Below are 23,155 nucleotides of genomic sequence, written 5' to 3' on the forward strand. Positions count from 1 at the left end.
CTTTTGGTTCATACTTTTGAGTACAGACTCCATACAACTCATACTCATCATGCCTTCTAACTAATGGATTTACCTTAGTTCCATCATTTCTGTTGACTCTCTGTAGTCTGCAGTGAGTCTGTTTAAAACAATCTAAACCTGAAGGTAAAGATATGAAGCCTTCCAAAGGATCAACAGAAATGTAACCATGGTCTTGCTTAAATGAGTCTAGATCTGTAATATTCATTCTTGGGTCTCGTTTTAATTTTGTTTTTTTTGTTCACTTAAAATTATAACGTAGACCCTTTTTTTATTTCACGCTCTTATTACCATCCCACACTTTTCTGTACAGACCCAAAAAAATCAGTAATGAAAGCGAAAGTAGCTGTTTTAAACAACTTACTGAAAAATAAGATCAAATATAATTTGCAGCTTAATATGCACAAAACAAAAGTCTGACCTATATTAATAAATACCTGTTGTTTGGTTTTGGGGATTAAATATGAATAAAGTCATACTTATCAGTGGTCACCCTGATCTTAAGAATTCTCTATCTAACAGAACAATCCTTGAAGAACTGAAAAGACTATCACCGGAAGTTGAAATCAGAAAACTTGATGAACTTTATCCTAATTACAAAATCGATGTTCAAACAGAACAGAAAGCCCTTCTAGATGCTGATTTAATTATCTGGCAGTTTCCGATGTTCTGGTACGGAATCCCCGCACTGCTAAAGAAATGGCTTGAGGATGTATTTGCTCATGGCTTTGCCCACGGTTCACAGGGAACAGCCTTAAAAGGAAAAATGCTGCTGATTTCACTTACAACTGGTGCACCACTTTCCAATTATGAACATGGCTCTGCATTCAGTCATACAATTGAAGAGTTTCTTATCCCTTACGAGGAAGCGGCCAACCTCTGCAAAATGGAATATTTAAGACCTGTTTATTCAGGAGGGATGATGTTTATACCAGGAGTAAGCAGTGAGGAATCAAAGGAACTGATTATTGAAAAGGCAAAAGATCATGCCCAGAGACTTCATGAAGTGATCAAATCACTGTAGCTCTTTAATCACTTCACGGAAAAATTAAACTTCAGTATTAGTAATGTTTTTGAAATAGTTATGGATTTCCTCTATATAGAGCTGAGCCATCTTACTTAAAATCTGGTTCTTCTTGACTATATAGCCGATATCCATAACATCATCTTCACTCTCATCAGGTTTGTATGGCACAGCAATGTAGTCATCACCATTTAAAGCCTCACAGATAATGCCTGAACATAATGTAAAGCCGTTCAGACCTCTCATCAGATTCAGCATAGATGCTCTGTCATTTACCTTTACGGTACGGATATAGCTTTTGGTTGAGAAAATCTCTTCAGCAAAATAGAAAGAGCTGTTATCTCCCTGTTCAAAAGACAGGCAAGGATAATCAGACAGATCTTTAAACTCAATGAAGTCCCTTGTAGCTAAAGGATGGTCTTTATACAGATAAACAAAGGTTTTACAGTCAATAATATGGTGAAACTCTAGATCAGCAGAATTTAAAAGCTTGGTGATAATGTTCCTGTTGAAGCTTGAAAGATAAAGAATACCGATCTCGCTCTTCTGGGTACTTACATCATCGATAACCTCTTTGGTTTTGGTCTCTCTGATAGCAAAGTCATATTCTGCGGTATTGAACTTCTTGACCATCTCAACAAAGGATTTGGTGGCAAAGGAGTAGTGCTGAGTTGAAACACCGAATTTCTTCTTTAAGGTTCCGTTTTTACCGAACTTGTCCAGTAAGGATTCATACTGGTGATATACCTGACGAGCATAGGCGATGAACTCAACGCCTTCATTGGTAAGAGTTACACCACGACCTGAACGATAGAAGATGGTAATTGAAAACTCATCCTCAAGATCATGTATGGCATTTGACAGTGAAGGTTGAGAAACATACAGGATCTGAGCAGCCTTATTGAAAGAGCCTGTTTCGGCAATGGTCAAAACATAATGTAACTGAGTTAAGGTCATTCAATTATTCCTAATCTGAAGAATAGAGTTCACTTAATTATTACACGTAAAACTGCACTACTCTAGATCCAAGGCAAATTCGAGCTCTTATGCACTATCACAAGGCAGGAAAACAGCGCTAATTGGTATTAAGTCTGAATAAGACGGTATCAAAGAAAACTTTCTTATTTGAGGTGAAGGAAAAACTTCTTAGGGCTTTAACCTGTCGCACAGTAAGCACACAGGTAAAACAGGGGTCGATCTGATTGAGCATATCAAGATTAAAAGAAAGCAAAGGCATTCCGGTTGTGATGTTATCCCCTTCTCTAATCTTGATATCAAACAGATTTTCTGGATATTTCTTGGGATTCAGGCCGGCATTGATTATTAGCTGACACTTACCTACCTGAATAATTAACGCATTTTTTTTATCCGAGATAGTTTTGATTACGCCTTTGCAGGGAGCACGCACAGTATCAGAGGTTGGCTTTACCGCAACAGAAGGACCGATAACATTACTTGAAATGATGGTATTCCTGATCATAGATGAAGGCATAACATTCCCCTCAAAAGGAGATTTAATCCTTTTATGTGTCGAGGGTTCAATTAAAGACAGAAGTTGTCCTATTCGCCTAAGCATACAGATCCTGATTTTATAGATACACCAACAGGAATATTGTAACTGTTTATGAAACAAAAAAATCTGCGTTAAAGCAAATAGAAAGGATAATGTTTAAGAATAGGCTCTGATGCAGCCGTCAGAGCCCAAAGGATTAAAGAATCAGTGCCAGAAGTGGTATTGAGATTACTGAGAATAAGGTGGTCAGGAAGGTTCCTTCTGACATGGTAGAACCGTCAATATTATTCTTAAGGCAAAGCATTGTACCGATTGAGGCTACAGGCATACCGAACAGGATAACCAAAACATCCGCATACTTGTCATCTAATGGACTGATTCTGTAGATAGCACACATCAGCACAGGAATAGCGATGAGCTTAATTAAAGTCAGAAGATACATTCTGAGATTAGTCAGCATCTTGAGTACAGGAATTCCTGCCAGAGTGGAACCGATGATAAGTAAAGAACCAGGAACAGTCATGCTGCCAACAAGAGAACAGGCGGATGAGATTTCACGAGGAACTGAGGCCTGAAAATAAACAATCACAATTGTTATATAGGTAGCACACAGACATGGAGAGAATAAAGATCTCCACTTGAAATCAAACTTACCCTTGCCTGAGGTAATAATAGGTACACCAAACATAAAAATCAGAATATTAAAAGGAATGGTTACCACAGCAGCATAGAAGATTGCGGTTGTTCCGAACAAGGAGGCCAGCACAGGGAAGCCGATGAAGTTGATATTGCCAAAAATCAGCATGAATCTGTAGGAGCCAATAGCATCAGGATCTTTGCAGATGATTTTTGAGATTATAAAGGCCAGCAGAAACAGCAGCGCATAGGAGAGCACACCTGCAGTTAGAACTGGAGGAATATCCTCAGGCTTTGGCAGAACATCCCCCATTACAGAAGACAGAATCAGGAATGGCGCAGTAATATTTAAAATCAGAGATGAGAGCTTGCGGTTGAAATCAACATCCATGTATTTAAGCTTGTTGCAGCAGAAGCCAATGATTACAAGCAAAAACAGAGCAGACATCTGAGCTAGTGTGTCTAAAAAACTCATAATTCAATACAACTAAACAAATGGAGAAAATCTCAGAAAATGAGATACAGTTAACAGAAAACAATATTAGACCTTGCATTCCAAAATGCAAGTAAAATTTTTTTCTGACTAAAGATTGGGCAAAGGCTTTGTGAACCAGAGCTTTCTAGTTCAGGCGTATTCCTCTGACTGAGACACAGCTATGTTTTTTGGGTTTAAGTTTTAAAAGCTCAATACAGGCACTTATGTAGTCATTAATGGAAATAAAACTGTCTCCGTTTATGCCCACAGGAAGAATATTGTCAGAAAACTCGTACTCTCCGCTGCCATAGGAGAATTCATCTAAAAGCAGAGGCGGACAGAGCACAGACCAGTCTACATTGCTGCAGGAGCTGAGTCTTTTATAGGCATTAACACAAAGACGGTCGACTTTATTCTGTCTGTCATCCAGAATAACAGAATCAGACTCAACCACCAGTTTCTGTCTACTCTTATCGGTAAATAAAAAAGCCGCAGAGCCAAGCTCCAGCAGCTTCACAGGTGAATCTTTCAGGATCTCAAGAAAATGCCATACCGGCAGCACGTCAGAGGAGAATCGGGTTATTTCCAGAAAAGACAGAGCATCCACTACATAGTGACAGTCTTTAACATCATCGAAAACTACTTCATCATAGTCTTTAACAATGAGCTTGCCGTTTCCTACAACATCAGAAAACGAATCAACAATACTTGTAACTTTAATGCCCTGGCTTTCAGCCTTTAAAACAATCTTTTTTCCACAACTGCTATTTGCGCCGATTACAGCAATACGCATTTAAACTAGATCCCTTTTTGGATGCATTGGCACCGAATCAATCAGACTGAACTCGCCATACTTGAGCCAGTTTTCAAATCTGATGGTATTGTGCCACTTCAGATATTCCTTATTAGGCCAGAACTGTCTGTCATCAGGAAGCTTAAGCTCCACTCCTTCAAATTCTGAGTAAGGAGCATTCTCCTCAATCATCTTGTTAGAGAGCTTAACTACAATCTTGTTCTTTCCCTTGTAACAGAAAGTCATCAGTCCTTTTGAAAACAGACTATGCAGATCGGCTCTTAAAATAATGCCGTTGTCATACTCCACATATCTCTCATCATACATGGTTTTAATATGAGCCACCTCTAAGGCAGGCACCATGGTACAGCCGGTAACTGCACATCTTCTGTTATAGATGGACAGAAGCGCTGTCTTATACTGAGAGGTTCTATCATAACTCTTATTGATAACAGCCTTATAGTAAATTCCTGGCCAAGTATGATCTGAGGCAGCAAAATCAGCTACAGAGAGACGTCTATCGTTAGAAACCTTATATAGATATCTGCCCAAAGGAGTATCAAGATCCAGAAGGAAACGGGATTTATTCTCCAGGTTAAACATAAAGGCCTCAGGAACCTTAACCATCTGGCTTCTTACAAAAATGAAGGATGCAGTAGCGATATAACAGGAGAGTTTCTCATCCAGAGAACCATGACACTCTTTTATCCTATTAATAAAGGAGTCATAGGATAGATATCCGGCACGAACACCGTAACGGTACCAGCAGTCATCGGGACTTAACTGTGTATGTGTAAAATAGTAGCCACCGCCTACAATATACTGATGCCCGTCTCTTTCAACAACGAACAGCATCATAGAACCAGGTGCAGGGGTAAGGTTGTCATCGGAGTCATGGTTGAATTCATCCATTCTGGTATACCAGCAGTTGGAATAGCTTGAACCATTGGATATAAAGTTGGCCTTTATAACCTGATACCAGTTGTATGACACCTTGCATACGAGGATACTTTTATCATTTTGCATAGTTTATAGGAACTGACACTGACAGATAACTCTGTACCCTCAGTTCCCCTCCGTAGTTTATAAGCAGAGTTGAACTCTAAAAGCACTTGAATCTTTTCATCAGGCAAATTACACAGCCTGCACACAAAATAAGGTGGTCAGCTGTTTTTATTATTATTTATTTAGAATAATCAGAAATTTTTTTTCTAAACTATCATACATTTACAGTTTAGTTAGATTGACATAGGATTTCCATATCCCACGTGTGAATTGTTTAATAAAATTGATCAAAATTGGCACTATTAGGCAAAAAAGTCTTATTTATTAAACGAGCAATAAAAAAAATTTGTCGACACTATCACACTTTTAGCTTTTTCTGTTTTTCAAGATTTCTTTATTTTTCAATTAGTTAAAAAATGTAACCGATTACATTATCTTACTTTTGTAAACGTTTACGGTGATTCTTATCACACAATTTAAGATTTTATAACCCAGTTCAAACTTTTGCTTATCATTCTGATTTATAAGCTTTTTATCTTCACAAAATTTGTACAATTTATTTCATTTCCACTCAGTAAAAGCTCTATGAAAACGAATGAAAATGAAACAATTTTTCACAATAATCCGGGGCAGTAGCACAGAAAAATTTTTTTGGTAAAATGCGCAGTGATCTGTTTAGGATACCTAAGCTATTCGCTTATATTCACTAAACTATTTATTTTTAAACACAAGGTTAGTTAAATATGGAAAATGTTGTTGCTGGACTAAGCACTGTTGATTATGTAATCTTCGGTGTATATGCTCTAGTTGTTATTGCAATCGGTCTGTTTGCATCAAAGAAGAACACTCAGAGTGCTGAGGGTTACTTCCTAGCAGGCAAGTCAATCCCATGGTGGGCAGTTGGTGCTTCTCTTATCGCTGCTAACATCTCTGCAGAGCAGTTCATTGGTATGTCAGGTTCTGGCTTTGCTATCGGTTTCGGTATCGCTGCTTATGAGTTCATGGCTGCAGTTACCCTGATCCTGGTTGGTAAGTACTTCCTACCAATCTTCATCGAGAAGGGAATCTATACCATTCCTGAGTTCGTTGAGAAGCGTTTCAACAAGACTCTAAAGACCATTCTAGCTGTATTCTGGCTGTGCTTATATATCTTCGTTAACCTATCATCAGTTCTATACTTAGGTGGTACTGCTCTACAGGTTATCCTAGGTATCCCAATGATGTATGCAATTCTAGGTTTAGCTGCTTTCGCTCTAATCTACTCTGTATACGGTGGTCTATCAGCTGTTGTTTGGACTGACGTTATCCAGGTTGCAGTTCTAGTTATCGGTGGTTTCGCTACTTCATACCTATCATTAAAGTGGATCGGTGGCGACAACGGTGCTATGGCTGGTCTTTCAACCTTAATCAGCGAAGTTCCAGATCACTTCACCATGATTCTAGACCAGAGCAATCCTCAGTTCTCAAACCTACCTGGTATCGCAGTTCTAATCGGTGGTATGTGGGTTGCTAACCTTTACTACTGGGGCTTCAACCAGTACATCATTCAGCGTACTTTCGCTGCTAAGTCAGTTGACGAAGCTCAGAAGGGTCTAGTATTCGCTGCATTCCTAAAGTGCATCACCCCAATCATCGTTGTAATTCCTGGTATCGCAGCTTACTACATTACTGTTCACAACCCAGCAATGTTAGACAGCATGAAGCAGATGTACGGTGAGATGGTAGCAAACAACGTTCCTACAATGGATCACACCGACTCAGCATACCCATGGGTTGCTCAGTTACTACCAGTTGGTGTTAAGGGCTTAGTATTCGCAGCTCTATCTGCAGCTATCGTATCTTCACTAGCATCTATGCTGAACTCTACTGCAACTATCTTCACAATGGATATTTTCAAAGAGTACATCAACAAGAATGCTTCTGATTTAACTCTTGTTACTGTTGGCCGTATCACCGCTGTAGCAGCTTTAGTTGTAGCTATCTTCTTAGCTCCTATGTTAAGCACCTTAGGTCAGGCATTCCAGTACATCCAGGAGTACACTGGCGTTGTTTCACCAGGTATCTTAGCAGTATTCGTTTGCGGTCTGTTCTACAAGAAGACCACTTCAAACGCAGCTATCACCGGTGTTCTAGCATCTATCGTAATTGCTTTACTATTAAAGTTCTTACCAATCAACATGCCATTCATCGACCAGATGATGTACACCTTAGTTCTAACTATCGCTGTAATCGTATTCGTTTCTCTATCAACTAACCCAGTTGATGACGACGAGAAGGCAATCAAGACCACTGCAGAAACCTTCAAGACTTCAGGTGGCTTCGCAATTGCTTCATACGCAGTTCTTCTGATTGTTGCAGTTATCTACGCAGCATTCTGGAACCCACAGTTAGGCTTCGGTTTCTAATCTGATTAGATAAGAAACAAAATGCTAAAAGACCCGGCTTCGGCCGGGTTTTTGGTATCTAAATAAAGGAGAATACAAACTCGGAAAATTCCCTGTTCTCTCATAAAATAAGTTACAAAAGAATCAATGAATCTTGTGTAGAGTACGGAGGCAATCAGAGATTACACAGAAGTAGGTTACTCCTGTTAATTAAGCGAAGTGCAGACTGAATACAAAAGAAACAGGAAAAAAACTTTGATAAGAGCTCCGGATACAGAATCCAGAGCCGAAAGTTGTATCAGAAAAAAAGAAGCTTGGTTAATCAGCAAACAGACTGTCGTAATCTATATCACCGACACATTCTTTATACCAGCCTTTCATAAGCTCAGGAGTCTGTTTGTAGTACATCTTGTAGAAGTAGTCATTGCAGTTCTGTTTATTACAGATAATCTGCTCAGCAATCCCCTTCTCCTTTGCCACGGTTCTCAGAATATGACGCAGCCTTTTATATGGCTTTTCAAAATCGCGGTTACAGGCAAAATGATCGTAGGCAAGAGCTATATTCTCGTCAGTTTTTACCTTACGGGCTTTTTCATGCCACAAAACTATCATCTTTCCATGAGCACGGATGGCGCCGTATTTCATATTGGCCTTAACCAGAGATTTCTCTGAGATACTGTTCATACGGGCAAGAGGACATAAAGCCTTACCGGTAATCACACGATTCAGAGCCTCATCATGTTCAACCGCGTAATTGTACCGATAGGTACAGAGCTCTCTTAAAACATTTAACGCTTTTATATTAAGACCACCTGCTCCGCTTACTGACTTGTAGGTATCCTCTGCATTAGGCATTTCACAGGATTCTTTTTCAAAATCCAGCATTGCAGCTTCAAACCAGGCATAGCGAGGATCGTCCTTTTCACAGCGCTTCATAATCTCAAGATACAAAGGCTCAAGATAAAGCACGTCATTGGCTGCATAGTCTATCTGGGCTTCACTGAGCGGTCTCATCTCCCAGTCAGAACGGGTCTGATCTTTTGGCAGTTCAATCTTAAGATAATCTGAAAGCGCACTCTGAAGTCCCTGCGAATAGGATAGATTCAGAAAAGCCAGCAGAAGCTGAATATCAACACACTTTTGAGGAAGCAGTCTTTTAAGGCCGATAACTCTGGACTTGTAGGCCAGAATTTCCAGATCCTCTCGTGCCGAATAAAAAAGAACAGTAGCTTTTAATTCGGTAAAGGCCCTGAAGAAAAGATCAATGCTGAGATCGGCCATAGTATCAATCAGATAAGTATCCTGCTTAATACACAGCTGAATCAGATTAAGGCCAGGAAAAAATGATTTTACACGTGTAAACTCAGTATCTACACTTACAAAATCATTTTCACCACAAAGAGTTAGTGACTTACAAAGCTCTTCAAGTTTAGAGTCGGAGTCGATTAAATGAATATTATTTGAGCTCATGTTAATTCCATTTTTTTGGCTCAATAATACAGTTTGAACAGATAATTTTCAATAAGACAGGAAATCCGTTTATCCGCCATGTTATTCTGACGGAGATAACAGAGAATTCTACTTGAGACGATTCTGTTTTAAATAACGTCTCATTACCTTACCCACAGAGGATTTAGGCAGAGTCTCCACAAACTCAATATGTTTTGGAACCTTATAGCCGGTCAGATACTGACGGCAGTAATCCATAAGTTCTTCCTTGGTTAAGGTCCAGTCGCGTCTTACCACATAAAGCTTAATGGACTCACCGGTAGTATTGGATGGAATACCGACAACAGCGCATTCCAGAATCTTCTGATTATGTGAAAGAACGTTCTCAATTTCAGACGGGAAGACATTAAAGCCAGAGACAATAATCATGTCCTTGATTCTGTCAATGATTCTGATGTGATAGGTCTCGGTCCATTCGGCAATATCACCGGTACGTAGCCACTCACCGTCAAAGACATTGCGGGTTTCAACCTCATTCTCAAAGTACCCCTTCATAACCTGAGGACCTTTGAATTCAAGTTCACCCGGTTTATTCGGATCCCAGATCTCCTCCCCTGTCGAGGTATCCACAATACGGGCCAGAGTTGATGGAGTAGGCACACCGATTGTTCCGGTAAACTCTGTCTGAGTATAAGGAACCACACAGCACAGAGGAGAACACTCGGTCAGGCCGTAGCCTTCATGAATAGGAATACCGGAAGCTTTTAGGAACTTATCGGCAACGCCATGCTGAACTGCGGTACCGCCTCCGATTACAATTCGCAAATTAGGGAGGCTTACCTTCTTAAAGACATCATAATGCACAAAGGCATTGAACAGAGTATTTACACCGGTAATAATCGAGATATCCGGATTCTTCTTGAGAGTTGCAATGAGCATCGGGAATCTGCGGGGATCGACAATCAGAACATTGGTACAGCCCACATACATCGCGAACATCAGATTAACGGTCATGGCAAAGATGTGATACAAAGGCAGAGCCGTAAGAATGGACTCATCGCCCTTTTTCAGTCTTGGCCCATACATGGCATCAGCCTGAACCACATTGGAAATGATATTGCCATGAGAAAGCATAGCCCCCTTAGGCTTACCTGTGGTACCACCGGTGTACTGCAGAAAGGCAATATCATCAAACTTCATCTCTACAGCTTTAAAGGCGGGAATAAGCTTTTCACCTTCACTAAGACATTCATTGAAATATATCAGAGAGGTACCGTCATAGGAAGGAATAATTCGTCTTATATATCTTACGGTAAAGTTTAGAAGCATGCCCTTAAAGTAAGGCAGACAGTCACCTAGAGAACAGGAGATGTAATGCTGAAGATAGGTCTGATCTAAAACCTTTATAAGACTCTGGTTACAGTTTTCAAAAGCAACCACAACCTTGATTTTGGCATCTCTTAGAATACCCAGCATTTCATGACTGGTATACAGAGGATTGATATTCACAATCTGCATACCACATTTGATTCCGGCAAATACCGCGATAGGATACTGAATCAGATTAGGAAGAATAACCCCAAGCTTATCTCCCTGCATCACGCCGAGCTTCTGCTGAAAATAGGCAGCCAGACAGTCTACCTTGTGTTTAAAGTTTTCAAAGGTAATTGATGAGCCGAAGCTTACAAATGCTCTCCTTTTGGCATATCTGGAACAAACATCATCAACAAAAACCGAGAGGTTTTCATAACGTTTAGCATCGATAGAATATGGCACATCGCTCGGATAATTTCGAAGCCATGGAGTCTTGGGGTCCGCCATAGCTAATCTCCTTAGATCTTATTTATACCTCTGCTCAAAGTCCTTCAGGAAATCTACAAGAGCTTTAACACCTTCGATCGGCATTGCATTGTAGATACTTGCTCTCATACCACCTAATACCTTATGGCCCTTAAGTCCTACGAGTCCTAAAGCTTTAGACTGAGCAATAAATTCATTATTTAGAGTTTCGTCCTTTAATGTGAAGACACAGTTGACTCGTGATCTTACATTTGGGGAAATCTTAGAAACATAAAAATCTGAATCATCTATATAATTATAAAGCATTTTTGCTTTTTCAATGTTTCTTCGCTCTAATTCTTCAACACCACCGAGGCTTTTTATCCATTTAAAGTTCAAATATGCCATGTACCACGCAAAAGTACATGGGGTATTGAACATAGAACCGTACTTATCCAGAACTGCCCAGTCTAAAACTGAAGGACAGTATTTGCGGGCATGACCGATTAAATCCTCACGAACGATAGTGATGGTCATACCGGATGGACCGACATTCTTCTGCAGCCCGAAAATAATGGCACCGAATTTTGAGACATCAATCGGTCTGGTCATGATATTTGAGGACATATCAGCAATCAGAGGTACATTGCCGGTATCAGGAAGATTCTCTAAAGTCTCAATGCCGTTAACAGTTTCATTGATACAGATATAGGCATAGGTAGAACCAGGAGTTACAGTCATCTTTGAGAAATCAACATCATACTGACCATCTGAGTTTAAATAGGTACACTCGTGAACGATAGCCTTACCGTATTTCTCTGCACATTCCTTGGCAGCACAGTTTGACCAGTGACCGGTAACAAAATAATCAGCCTGACCATTTTCAGGAAGCAGATTCAGTGGAATAGCTGCAAACTGACCGCGGCCGCCGCCCTGCTCAAAGAGAACTCTGTAATTGGTTGGAATATGTAAAAGTTCGCGCAGAAGGTTTTCTGCCTTTGAAGCAATATCGGAGAATTCGGCAGATCGGTGAGAAATCTCTACAACACCCATTCCGGTATCTTCGAAATTTCTGAAATCACGCTGAGCCTCCTCCATAACTTCATCAGGAAGCATGCATGGACCTGCATAAAAATTCCAAACCTTGCTCATGCTCATTTTACACTCCATATAATCTTGTTTATGAATGCGGTACGAAAAGAAATGATTTAAGTAAAGACAAAGCATGGAACAGAAAATGTTCCATGCTCATATAATGATTATCTAGTTTGAAAGGGAGATAGTCAACTATTCTTGAGAATTGCCAAGATTTGCATCATTATTGACTGCTGTTTCAGCAGCTGCAGCAGCACCGGCGTTAAAGAGTTCTTCCTCGCGTTTTAACTCTTCCTTCTCACGGGCACGGGCCTCAGCAATCTGTTTAGCATTCTCGACCACATCCTCTGGGATAGCCTGCATTGCAACGACAGAATCGCCCTCATACATACGCATCAGGATGTTACCGGCTGCATAACGACCGCTTACAGGAGTATCAGCCATTGGAGTTCTGATTAACTGCCCCTGGTTGGAAATCAGCATGAAATCAGACTTTTCATCAGCAAGAACAGCACCGATCACCTGACCGTTACGCTCAAGGTTCTTCATGATTACGATACCCATACCACCACGGTTACGCAGTGACAGAGAAGATAACTCCATTCTCTTACCAAAGCCGTTTGAAGAGGCAATCAGACACTGCTGTGAAGCGACACGGTTTGGTGGAACCACCATCAGAGATACAACCTCACCGTCATCACGCAGCTTGATACCGCGGATACAGCCTGAACCACGTCCGGATGGACGAACACCGCTGCCGGAGTGTCTATCTATTGAAGAATCATCTGAATCATCATCGCTCTGAGAACTGTCAGAAACATCATTATCATCTGCACTGTCATCCTCTAAAGCATCAGTCTTCTTCTTGTAGAACTCACAGAAATGCTGGCAGTAGCCGTTTGAAGTGAACAGGAAGATATCATCATCACCTGATGAAACCTCAACTCCGATAAGCTCATCATCATCGTTCAGGTTAACAGCCTTCATACCGTTCAGACTCAGGCGGCTTACAAAACTCTTGTAGGCACTCAGAGAGGTCTTCTTGATAAGGCCCTTCTTGGTAGCCATAAAGAAGTAATCATCATCATTGAACTCTGAGATAGGAACCATTGCTGTAATGCACTCACCGTTTGCAGCATCCAGATTATTAAAGATGTTCTGTACCAGTGAGCCCTGAGAGGTTCTGTTCTCATGGGAATAGGTAGGCAGATCGTATACCACGCGGACAAAGACTCTACCCTTGTTGGTAAAGCACATCAGTTTGTCATGGGTTGAGGCAACAATAACCTTGGTTACATAATCCTCACCCTTCACCTTGGTAGCAAGCTTGCCTTTGCCGCCGCGAGACTGACTCTCATAGGTGGCAACTTCCTGATACTTTATAAAGCCCTGAGCTGACAGGGTTACAATCACGTCTCGGCGCTGAATCAGATCGGCCTTGTTGAACTTGCTCATGTCATAGGTGAAATCGGTCTTACGGGCGTTACCGAAGGTCTCACGAACCTTGATAAGCTCCTCACGGATTTCCTTCTTCAGACGCTCTGGATTGGTCAGAATATCCAGGTAATCATGAATGTCAGCTAAAAGCTTCTTGTACAGATCACGGATTTCATCCTGAGCCAGATGAGTCAGTTTTGACAGCTGCAGTCTTAGAATTGATTCAGCCTGCTCAACAGACAGATAATACTTGCCGTTTACATAGCCCTTATCAGCTGGAATACCTAAAGGCAGAGCAATATTGATGCCTTCAGGAGTTCTTTCAATAAGAGTATTGATCATCTCACCATCCCAAGGCTCGGCGATAAGTTTAGCCTTAGCCTCTTCAGAGTTGGCTGATGAGGTAATTAAATCGATAACTCTCTGAATATTTGCCTTGGCAACCAGTAGACCTTCCTGGGTGTGGGCATCCTTCTTGGCATTCTTCAGCCAGTAGGAAGTACGTCTTGTTACCACATTGCGACGGAATTCCATGAACTCGTCTAAAATATTCAGAAGTGTTAATAGCTTTGGCTTACCCTTTGACAGAGCAACCATATTAATAGGGAAGCTGGACTGCAGAGAGGTCTTCTGATACAGATTGTTTAGAACTGCCTCAGGGAAAGCACCACCCTTGAGTACAATCTCAATCTTAACTGCATTGTCCTTATCAGAAAGATCGTTAACTTCCTTAACGCCCTCAATCTTCTTGTCCTTCTTGCCATCCTTGCGGACATCCTTGTCGTCCTTCAGAAGCTCGCGGATCTGACGAACGATATCAGCCTTGTGGACCACATAAGGAATTTCATCCACAATAATAGCCTTAGCTACACCTTTCTTGTCATACTCAATATGACTCTTTGAGCGGATAATACATCTGCCCTTACCTGTAGCATAAGCCTCACGGATACCGTCAGTACCCACGATGGTACCACCGGTTGGGAAATCAGGTCCCTTGATACAGCCTTCCATTGACATCAGCTCATCTAAAGTAATCTTAGGATTCTCAAGATAAGCAATACAGCTGTTGACAACCTCAGTCAGATTATGGGTTGGAATATTGGTAGCCATACCCACGGCAATACCGGAAGCACCGTTTACCAGTAAATTTGGGAATTTTGCAGGGAGAACGGTTGCAATGGTCTCAGAACCGTCATAGTTTGGCTCGAAATCAACAATATTCTCATCCAGATCATCAAGCAGAGTCTCGGTGGCAATACGTGTCAGCTTAACCTCGGTATAACGCATAGCTGCTGCGCCGTCACCGTCGATATCACCGAAATTACCCTGACCGAAAATCAGACACTCTCTCATTGAGAACCACTGAGCCATACGCACGATGGTCTCATAAACCGCTGTATCTCCATGAGGGTGGAATCTACCGATAACGTCACCTACGATACGGGCTGACTTTTTGGTTGGGGATTTGTGAGTAACACCAAGATCCTTCATATCAAAAAGAGCACGGCGGTGAACAGGCTTCAAACCGTCTCGAACATCAGGGAGAGCACGATCCTTGATAACAGACATTGCATAGTTGATGAATGACTGACCAAGTTCCTTGTTAAGATCTGATGGAGGGACGTTTAAATTTAGTTTTCTTACCTGGGTAGTATCAACCTCAACAGTGGAGGTTTCTTCAGAAGATTCGATAGAATTCTGTGTTGATGGATTTTCAGTATTATCTGACATCAAATTTACCTTAAATTACAAATCGTATATCTCGTAAATAATACTATTTTTTACCCTTAAAATCAATGATACACCGCCTTTAAAGGCATGATAAAACTTGAAATATCCGCCAAATTTAAGGATAATTGTCGGCGATTTTTTTTTAATTGAAAGGCAGATAATTATGTGGTTTAAAAATGTCCGTTTCTACACTGTGGACTTATCACAGTTTAAAGATATATTTCATGATGATGCAGCTATGGAGGAAACTATCTCCAAAGTAGCCTTCAAGCCTTGTGCTGCACAGGAAACCGCAACTATTGGATTTGCACCCTTATTCGGTAAGGATACCCCATTTCATTTCTCCTGCGGAGAGAACCACTACTTCAAGCTGATTGAAGAGAACAAACTGCTGCCAGCCTCTGTAGTAAAAGAGGAACTGTCTGAAATTGTTGAAGAGAAGGAGCTCGAATTAAAGCGTCAGCTTCGCAAGAACGAAAAGGATGCCCTGAAGACAGCTGTTACCGGCAAACTTTTATCACAGGCCTTTTCCACCAGACGTGAGCTTTTAATCTGGATCAACTATGACAAGAATGTAGTAGGAGTCAGCGCCACATCAGCAAAAAAAGCTGAAAGAGCTCTTGCCATGCTGCGTGAGGCCTTCTCAAGCTTCCCTGCCCAGCTTTTATCACCAAAGGTGCTGGTTGATTCAACCATGACCGGATGGCTCAAGGAGAACAAGCTTCCATCACGTTTTGCATTTGGTTCAGATGTAACCTTAAAGAGTCCTGATGAGGATGGCGGTGTGATCCGTGCTTCTAAGGAAGACCTGATTTCAGAGGAAATATCTGTTCATCTTGATGCCGGTAAGGTTGCGACCGAAATCGGACTAACCTTCGATGATTCTTTAGAATTATCACTAACCTCAGAAATTGCTGTAAAGCGTGTTAAGCCTACCGACATCTATCTTGAGCATCACCTCAGTGAGAAATCTGATGATGAAATTGCCGATATGCAGTCTATACTTGTACTGCAGGGTGAACTATTAACAGAACTGTCATTATACCTACTGGAGATATTTGACTGTGAGCATAAATAAGAAACCAGAATTATTGGCACCGGCAGGAAGCCTCAAACATCTTGAAATGGCTTTAGCCTTCGGTGCAGATGCCGTATATGCAGGTGTACCAAAGTGGTCTCTGCGTGTAAGAGGCAACGGCTTTATCCGTGAAGATTTTATCAAGGGAATTGAGCTTGCTCACTCTCAGGGAAAGAAAGTTCATGCCGTTTTAAACATTATTCCACACGTAAGACGTGTTGCTGCCTTTGAACGTATTGTAGACGAGATGGCTCAGCTAAAGCCAGATGCCTTCATTATGGCAGACCCTGGTCTGATTGATATTGTAAGAAACCGTTATCCGGATATTCCTATTCACCTTTCAGTTCAGGCCAATACCGTAAATGCGGGCTCTGTAAAGTTCTGGCAGAAGGTTGGTCTAACCCGCTGTATTCTGGCACGTGAACTTTCTCTGACAGAGATTGAGATGATCAAGCAGGAATGTCCTGACATGGAGATCGAGGTTTTCGCCCACGGTGCACTATGTATCGCCGTATCAGGCCGCTGTCTGATTTCAGGCATGCTCTCCCATCGTGATGCAAACATCGGTGCCTGCAACAATGCCTGCAGATATGGATTTAAGGTTCGCAATGTCCACAGTGCCACCGCTGATGATGTAACCACCTTTGAAGCTGATGACGGTACTATCCTTTCTGCCGAGCTTGAGGAAGGAATGCACCATCCAGGAGAATGGATGAGAATGGAAGAGGATATCAACGGCTCATACCTGATGAACTCTAAAGATCTGTGTACCCTTCCGGTTTTGAAGCGTTTAATTGAGATCGGTGTAGATTCCTTAAAGATTGAGGGACGTTCACGTTCTCCTTTCTACTCTGCAGCAATTTCCCGTGCCTACAGACTTGCTATTGATGCCATCTGTGAAGGCAAAGAAATCCCAGAGGAAAGCTTCACTATTGTAAACTCTATTCCATCAAGAGGTTATACCACTGCCCTTTTAGAGCCTCACAGACCTGATAAGACTCAGGATTACGAGACTAACTCTCCAAATCCAGGCAACTGGCAGATCTGTGGAGATATCAAGACTCAAGATACCGATGGTACTCTGCATATTGATGTCAAAAACCGCTTTGAAAAGAACTCAAAGATTGCCCTGTTCACTCCTCAGGGAATGATTCCACTGGACGGCTCTTCTCTTGCCAATGAGAAAGACGGCAAAGATTTAGATGTTGCACCAGGTACTGGCTGGTCAGTAACCTTAAAGCACAAGGATAAGGTTGATATTTCAAAGGCGGTAATGCTGAGAATCGATAACTAGAAAACAGAGAATTAACCATAATCCTGCTTAGACATAGTTTCTGGCAGGATTTTTTTTATGAAACAATGTCAGCTTACTGTTTTCTTATCTTTATAGTTGAAGATATTCTTTCCAATTTCACTGGTTTTTACGATTTCATTCTCTTTTGATTCAGCAAGAATAGCGGCATAATCCTTATGAGCATAACGTTTGGTCTCATACATCAGCTTATCAGCTGCATCAATAAATTCCTGAGTGGTCTTAAAACGTCGGTCAAACTTGGTAAAGCCAGTAGATACAGAGAGATCAAAAGGAGCCAGGCTCAGTTCTTTTAACTGCACCAGACAGTCTTCAATGTATCTGCATATATAAGATGCCTTCTCCTCATTGGCATTCTTTTTAATCATAATAAATTCATCACCTGCATATCGGCACACAAAGCAGTTGAAGGCTGAAGCTATATTCTTTAAAAGTCTGGAAAACTGGATTAGTACAATATCTCCGCTGTTGTGTCCGTACTTATCATTTATCTCCTTGAATCTGTTGATATCAATGAAGATAAGATAGGTCTGGCGTCTTGCCTTTTCAGGCCCCTGCATCAGATTATCAAGATAGCGTCGCAGCTCGTTAAGATTATTGATAGATGTCAGTTCATCTAAGGATAATCTTAAATGCTGATGAATTGTCATAAGATAAATAAAGGTAAGAGCAAAAACCGGAGAAACCACCGGATAATCAAACAGACAGCCGACAGTTGCCATTAAAAAAGGAAGCGTAATAGCAACATAGAAAATGAAGAACTCCCATCGGTAGTAGGTGATCTCGGCAAGTTTCTCCTTCTGAGAATCAAGAATGGAGAGAGAGTAGACTACACCAATGATGGAATAAAAGCCAATAATAGCAACTATCAGGAAAAAGTAAGGACCTTTTATCAGAAGACCGTTGTAGGTCAGAATCAGTACCCTGCCGTCAAACACAGAGGCAATTACCATATACACCGTTATAAAGAAAGGAACTGACACAGCAAAGAGAATAAATTTTTTTGGTCCAGACCTGGATGATCCTTTGAAAAAGGCAATCATTGCGGCCCCGTAAATCATCGCAAAATAGAAAATATACTTTCCGAAAGCAAAAATGATAAAGATGGTATTAAGTTTGTCACACAGTACATTATTGCTGTAAAAGTTTGAGCATCTTGAATCAACGGAGAATCTTGCACCGATATCAAAGACCACTACCAGCATGGCCATGAGCAGAACACTGACATACATCAGAAGATTCTGTGCTTTACATTTCACTAGATAGAAAATAATAATCAGATCAACCATCAAACAAATGGCATCAATCTGCAGGGAAATCATATCGATGCTTATCATTGCTGATTCTCCCTGTCCATATTACGTCCCTGCTTATTAGCTCTCTTCTGGGTATACATATTGTTATCTGCCATTCTGGTAATCTCGTTAAGAGTTTTACCAGTCTGATTCAGATTGGTGGTACCAAAGGAGAGATTTACACTGACATCCGGAAGACTCATTTTTGCCTTCTGCTTTAAAACATTCTTTATGTCTGAAATCATCAGGTCAACATCAGAAACACTGGTATGTGAAGAAATAATTGCAAACTCATCACCACCGATTCTGGCAATAAAATAATTAAACTTTCTGCTCAGATCGAGCATTGATTCGGCAACCACACGCAGGGCAAGGTCTCCTACAATATGACCGTGCTCATCGTTAATCCTCTTAAAATCGTCAATATCAACATAGGTCAGATACATATTAACCTTCACATAGTTGCTTAAAATAGAGGACAGATATATTCTGAATCGATTTCGATTGTTAAGACCTGTAAGCGGGTCGATGAAAATTCGATTCTCCTGTGCGGTTACGTACAGAAACACAACTGAAAGGGTTGCCGCCACAATATACAGGTTGTTCATAAAAAAACCGAACGTATACTGTATACCGCCCAAAAGCGCTACGAAAAATGCGGCAACAAGAAGCTTTGACTTAGAGGAAGAGTTATTCTCGGAGAAAATACAGTAAAAACAGATACACAGTCCTGCGAGCGTATAGAGAAGAACAAAGATTTCAACAATAAAGAAGTATTCACCCGCTAAGGCCTCTCCGAACAGATTGAGTTTGAACAGGAAATTATTAAAGAGCGAAAGAACACTCAGAAAAGTGGTAATTATCAGAGGAAAAAGCATCAGATTTCTTATAAAGGCAATCTTGAAATACCTCTGATCTAAAAATCTCCAGATAATAAGTCTAAGACACACATAAGGGAGGTAAATCCAAAGGACAATCTCCACACAAACAATCAGAGAATGCAGAAAAAAGAATGAGCTGAATGGGAAAAAGACAGAAACAAGTTCAAATACATCAATAATCACCAGTGCTATTCCCGCAAAAAGGAAATCCCGGTTAAGCGATCTGTGTTCACGAATATACGCTCTGAGGATAATCAGACTTATGAATATCAGTATTATGTAAAATTCGATTCTTATTGGCATTACAGTTCATTACTTAAAGGATTCAGACAGAGCTTCCGCCTGGGTCTTATAAGTCACATCCTTTTCTTCTTCTTTCTTTTTCTTATCTTTGTTTTTCTTATTATTAAGTTCACTCAATTTCTGGGCCTTGAGCTTGTACTCGGCAATAGTCTTGGCTTCATCATTTTTCTTGGCTTTTTTCTTTGGAAGCTTATGATGAGAAATATCACTGAAGCTCGAAGCTAAGGACAGTTCAGAGTCTTTCTTATCCTGACCATTCTTCTTCATGACAGCCTTGCCCCTCTCTCTTGATGCGTCAAGATTGTATAGATAACGACCTTCTTTCAGGAGAGGATCAATTTCCTGCACATGGTTTCTGTTGATTACAGCCTGCTCAGCGTTATCTTCGGCCTTAGACTTTAATAGATTCTGTCTTGGAGTCAGAGCTTTATTAGTCTTCAGAAGATTATCATGATAGGTTTTGGCCTGGGTTATAACATCCTCGAACATTTCAGACTGAGAATCGGCTTTTTCACCGTCATCCTCATCATCTTCGTCCTCAATATCATCTGCATCATCGTCATCATCTTCATCATCTTTCTCATCCTGAGAAAACAGAACCTTTGCATTATCCTTTTCTACCTTCTCCACAGGGAGCTTAGCAAAGACAAGACTGTTCATTCCTAGTAGAAAGAAACAGAATACAATCAGCTGCTTTATAGTATTAAGGATTTTATTCATAGGACGAAATCCGTTCGGCTCACATACTTAAATTATGTGTGAAATTTTGCAAACTGTAAGTGAGCATCGTTGCAAAAGCGCAAGAGTATCACGTCTGCCGTATACTTTTTTTTACAATTATTACGAAATACGACAAAGCATAATGTTCACCAACGATGCAAATTTTTTTAAATTGTGAATGTCGATGCACCATAAACAGACATTTTTTTTAAATCCCATAAGAAAAGCATTTTCAATAAGTCGCAAAGTATGTAAAATCGAAAGACGATATTTAAAACAAGGATGTTTTTACTATGAGTAAGATAATTAAACCAATTGATTATAAGCCAGCAATGGACAAGCTTCAGACAGAGAAAGGAATCAAGATGATTAAGGATTTCTTTCAGCAGAATCTGTCTACTGAATTAAAACTGCGTCGCGTTACCGCCCCTCTGTTTGTATTAAAGGGTCTGGGAATTAACGATGATCTGAACGGTGTAGAAAGAGCCGTTACCTTCCCGGTTAAGGATCTGAATGACGCTCAGGCTGAAGTTGTTCACTCTCTGGCAAAATGGAAAAGATTAACACTTGCAGAACTCAAGACTGAGCCTGGTTATGGCATTTATACAGATATGAATGCTATCCGTGCAGACGAGGAACTTGATAATATCCACTCCCTGTATGTCGATCAGTGGGACTGGGAACTTGTTTTAAATAAAGATGATCGAAATTTAACATTCTTGAAAAATATCGTTAGAAGAATTTACGCTGCAATCCTGAGAACTGAGTACCTAGCATGTGAGAGCTATACTCAGCTAAAGCCGTTCCTGCCTAAGGAAATCACTTTCGTTCATTCTGAAGATCTGTTAAAGATGTACCCAGACAAGACTCCTAAGGAGCGTGAACATCTGATTGCCAAGAAATACGGTGCTGTATTCCTGATCGGTATCGGCGCACCTCTTTCAAACGGTGAGAAGCATGACGGCCGTGCACCAGACTACGATGACTGGTCAACCCCAAATGAAGACGGCAAGATTGGTCTTAACGGCGATATTCTGATCTGGTATCCAATTTTAGACAGATCAGTTGAGCTTTCCTCAATGGGTATCCGTGTAGATATTGCCGCAATGGAAAGACAGCTTAAGGCTGAAGGACAGGAACAGCGCAGAGAACTGTTCTTCCACAAGAAGCTTCTGAATAACGAACTGCCACTGACAATCGGCGGCGGTATCGGTCAGAGCCGTCTGTGCATGGTACTACTGCACAAGGCTCATATCGGTGAGATTCAGGCAAGTATCTGGCCTGAGGATTACAGAGAAGAGTGCAAAAAGCTTGAGATGAATCTAATCTAAGCGTGCATTTCAAAGACAGACGAAAGCCAGAGTATAAACTCTGGCTTTCTGCTTCTGACATAGAGGAAATTGTAAACTTTAAACTGTTTACTTGAGCAGGTCTTCGGAGGTTTTAGCCTCTTCAAGGATCTTCCCGCTCTCACTCTGCTCTTTCTTCTTTTTATCCTTGTTAATCATCATGTTCTGATTAACCCACTTGGAGAACTGCTTAGCTGATTCGGTAGCTTCCTGTTTTTCCACACTCTCCTCATGTGACTTGGCATAATCAAGCTTACGTTTTAATTCCTGCTCTTCTTCATCCAGACCTTCCCTGTTAAGCTCTGAATTACGACGGATGGATCTTGCTCTCTTAGAATCGGCTCTGTCACGCTTTAACTGTTCTCTGAGCTTTGAACGCTTTTCATCAAGCATAGCCTTATCATGAGCAGCATCAGCAGATACTGCAGGAGACTGAGAAGGTTGAGAAGACGGAGAAGATGGTGCTGATGACTGAGCAGGAGCATCTCCTGATTCGGCAGTATCCTCATCGTCATCCAGATTGATCTTCATCACCGTAGAATCATTAGACGGCTCTTCCGCAAAAGTAACAAAACTTAATTCACAGAACAAAGCAATGAAGAAATATGTGAGAATCCTATTCAACCAAGATCTTCTCATTAACTAAAGCCTTAAAACACAATTTAACCCAACCTTATAAAATTAAGTATAAGTAATGAATTTGTATTTAAATGACAAATTGATTATTTTTTGGGAAAATTATTCAAAAATGTGGAAAGGATTACATTTGAAAAGAGAAAACCAAACACATCTTTGACAGTTTTCTAAAAATCCTCCCTCTCAAATTCTCCTAATTAATCCTTTAATTCAAACAGTTAAAATTTAATCTGTGTCAAATT

General features: G+C 40.8%; 19 protein-coding genes. 5 read left to right on the top strand and 14 right to left on the bottom strand.

What is annotated here, in order from left to right:
- A partial coding sequence (locus BM308_RS10845; RefSeq protein ID WP_143098610.1) for a hypothetical protein occupies nucleotides 1-226 on the bottom strand: 226 nt, incomplete at its 3' end.
- Nucleotides 227-481: 255 nt separating this feature from the next.
- On the opposite strand from BM308_RS10845, the gene BM308_RS10850 reads away from it, so the two are divergent.
- Nucleotides 482-1,042, top strand: coding sequence for an NAD(P)H-dependent oxidoreductase (locus tag BM308_RS10850; RefSeq protein ID WP_074945180.1), 561 nt, complete (start codon nucleotides 482-484; stop codon nucleotides 1,040-1,042).
- Nucleotides 1,043-1,066: 24 nt separating this feature from the next.
- Here the strand turns inward: BM308_RS10850 and BM308_RS10855 are convergent, their stop codons facing one another.
- The 5 genes from BM308_RS10855 to BM308_RS10875 all read right to left on the bottom strand — a co-directional run bounded on the left by BM308_RS10855 (nucleotide 1,067) and on the right by BM308_RS10875 (nucleotide 5,485).
- Entirely contained in the window at nucleotides 1,067-1,999 is a 933-nt protein-coding gene (locus tag BM308_RS10855) for a LysR family transcriptional regulator (protein ID WP_074945182.1), read from the bottom strand.
- Between the two features lie 118 nt (nucleotides 2,000-2,117).
- A complete protein-coding gene (locus tag BM308_RS10860) occupies nucleotides 2,118-2,618 on the bottom strand; it encodes a PTS glucose transporter subunit IIA (protein ID WP_083425553.1) in 501 nt (166 codons plus the stop codon).
- A gap of 133 nt (nucleotides 2,619-2,751) precedes the next feature.
- Nucleotides 2,752-3,666, bottom strand: coding sequence for an AEC family transporter (locus tag BM308_RS10865; protein WP_074945185.1), 915 nt, complete (start codon nucleotides 3,664-3,666; stop codon nucleotides 2,752-2,754).
- Between the two features lie 145 nt (nucleotides 3,667-3,811).
- Complete coding sequence (locus BM308_RS10870) at nucleotides 3,812-4,459, bottom strand: Rossmann-fold NAD(P)-binding domain-containing protein (protein WP_074945186.1); 648 nt, start codon at nucleotides 4,457-4,459, stop codon at nucleotides 3,812-3,814.
- The gene (locus tag BM308_RS10875) at nucleotides 4,460-5,485 is read right to left on the bottom strand and encodes an HNH endonuclease (RefSeq protein WP_074945189.1); all 1,026 of its coding nucleotides are present in this window, start codon (nucleotides 5,483-5,485) and stop codon (nucleotides 4,460-4,462) included.
- A 722-nt stretch (nucleotides 5,486-6,207) separates the two neighbouring features.
- On the opposite strand from BM308_RS10875, the gene BM308_RS10880 reads away from it, so the two are divergent.
- The gene (locus BM308_RS10880) at nucleotides 6,208-7,869 is read left to right on the top strand and encodes a sodium/sugar symporter (RefSeq protein WP_074945190.1); all 1,662 of its coding nucleotides are present in this window, start codon (nucleotides 6,208-6,210) and stop codon (nucleotides 7,867-7,869) included.
- A 297-nt stretch (nucleotides 7,870-8,166) separates the two neighbouring features.
- Here the strand turns inward: BM308_RS10880 and BM308_RS10885 are convergent, their stop codons facing one another.
- The 4 genes from BM308_RS10885 to BM308_RS10900 all read right to left on the bottom strand — a co-directional run bounded on the left by BM308_RS10885 (nucleotide 8,167) and on the right by BM308_RS10900 (nucleotide 15,339).
- Nucleotides 8,167-9,318 carry a ribonuclease D gene (locus BM308_RS10885; RefSeq protein WP_074945192.1) on the bottom strand — a complete coding sequence of 384 codons (1,152 nt, stop codon included), beginning with the start codon at nucleotides 9,316-9,318 and terminating at the stop codon, nucleotides 8,167-8,169.
- A 108-nt stretch (nucleotides 9,319-9,426) separates the two neighbouring features.
- Nucleotides 9,427-11,118 carry an AMP-binding protein gene (locus tag BM308_RS10890; RefSeq protein ID WP_074945194.1) on the bottom strand — a complete coding sequence of 564 codons (1,692 nt, stop codon included), beginning with the start codon at nucleotides 11,116-11,118 and terminating at the stop codon, nucleotides 9,427-9,429.
- 18 nt (nucleotides 11,119-11,136) lie between these two features.
- Entirely contained in the window at nucleotides 11,137-12,228 is a 1,092-nt protein-coding gene (gene serC, locus BM308_RS10895; RefSeq protein ID WP_074945208.1) for a 3-phosphoserine/phosphohydroxythreonine transaminase, read from the bottom strand.
- Between the two features lie 135 nt (nucleotides 12,229-12,363).
- A complete protein-coding gene (locus BM308_RS10900) occupies nucleotides 12,364-15,339 on the bottom strand; it encodes a DNA topoisomerase (ATP-hydrolyzing) (RefSeq protein WP_083425554.1) in 2,976 nt (991 codons plus the stop codon).
- A gap of 163 nt (nucleotides 15,340-15,502) precedes the next feature.
- Here BM308_RS10900 and BM308_RS10905 point away from each other — a divergent pair, with 163 nt between their 5' ends.
- On the top strand, nucleotides 15,503-16,417 hold the full coding sequence (locus BM308_RS10905) for a recombination-associated protein RdgC (protein WP_074945196.1): 915 nt from the start codon (nucleotides 15,503-15,505) through the stop codon (nucleotides 16,415-16,417).
- Complete coding sequence (locus BM308_RS10910; protein WP_083425555.1) at nucleotides 16,404-17,711, top strand: U32 family peptidase C-terminal domain-containing protein; 1,308 nt, start codon at nucleotides 16,404-16,406, stop codon at nucleotides 17,709-17,711. The genes BM308_RS10905 and BM308_RS10910 overlap by 14 nt, the downstream gene beginning before the upstream one ends.
- 68 nt (nucleotides 17,712-17,779) lie before the next feature.
- On the opposite strand, the gene BM308_RS10915 is transcribed toward BM308_RS10910, so the two are convergent.
- The 3 genes from BM308_RS10915 to BM308_RS10925 form a co-directional block, all read right to left on the bottom strand.
- Entirely contained in the window at nucleotides 17,780-19,066 is a 1,287-nt protein-coding gene (locus BM308_RS10915) for a GGDEF domain-containing protein (protein WP_074945198.1), read from the bottom strand.
- A complete protein-coding gene (locus BM308_RS10920) occupies nucleotides 19,063-20,088 on the bottom strand; it encodes a GGDEF domain-containing protein (RefSeq protein ID WP_074945200.1) in 1,026 nt (341 codons plus the stop codon). Before BM308_RS10920 ends, BM308_RS10915 begins: the two co-directional genes overlap by 4 nt.
- Before the next feature lie 129 nt (nucleotides 20,089-20,217).
- Nucleotides 20,218-20,928, bottom strand: coding sequence for a hypothetical protein (locus BM308_RS10925; RefSeq protein WP_074945202.1), 711 nt, complete (start codon nucleotides 20,926-20,928; stop codon nucleotides 20,218-20,220).
- 293 nt (nucleotides 20,929-21,221) lie between these two features.
- On the opposite strand from BM308_RS10925, the gene asnA reads away from it, so the two are divergent.
- Nucleotides 21,222-22,259, top strand: coding sequence for an aspartate--ammonia ligase (gene asnA / locus BM308_RS10930; RefSeq protein WP_074945204.1), 1,038 nt, complete (start codon nucleotides 21,222-21,224; stop codon nucleotides 22,257-22,259).
- Between the two features lie 87 nt (nucleotides 22,260-22,346).
- Here the strand turns inward: asnA and BM308_RS10935 are convergent, their stop codons facing one another.
- Nucleotides 22,347-22,811, bottom strand: coding sequence for a hypothetical protein (locus BM308_RS10935; RefSeq protein ID WP_143098611.1), 465 nt, complete (start codon nucleotides 22,809-22,811; stop codon nucleotides 22,347-22,349).
- Between the last annotated feature and the right edge of the window lie 344 nt (nucleotides 22,812-23,155).

It is taken from the genome of Succinivibrio dextrinosolvens (genome assembly GCF_900116345.1).
In the GTDB taxonomy this organism is placed as follows: domain Bacteria; phylum Pseudomonadota; class Gammaproteobacteria; order Enterobacterales; family Succinivibrionaceae; genus Succinivibrio; species Succinivibrio dextrinosolvens_B.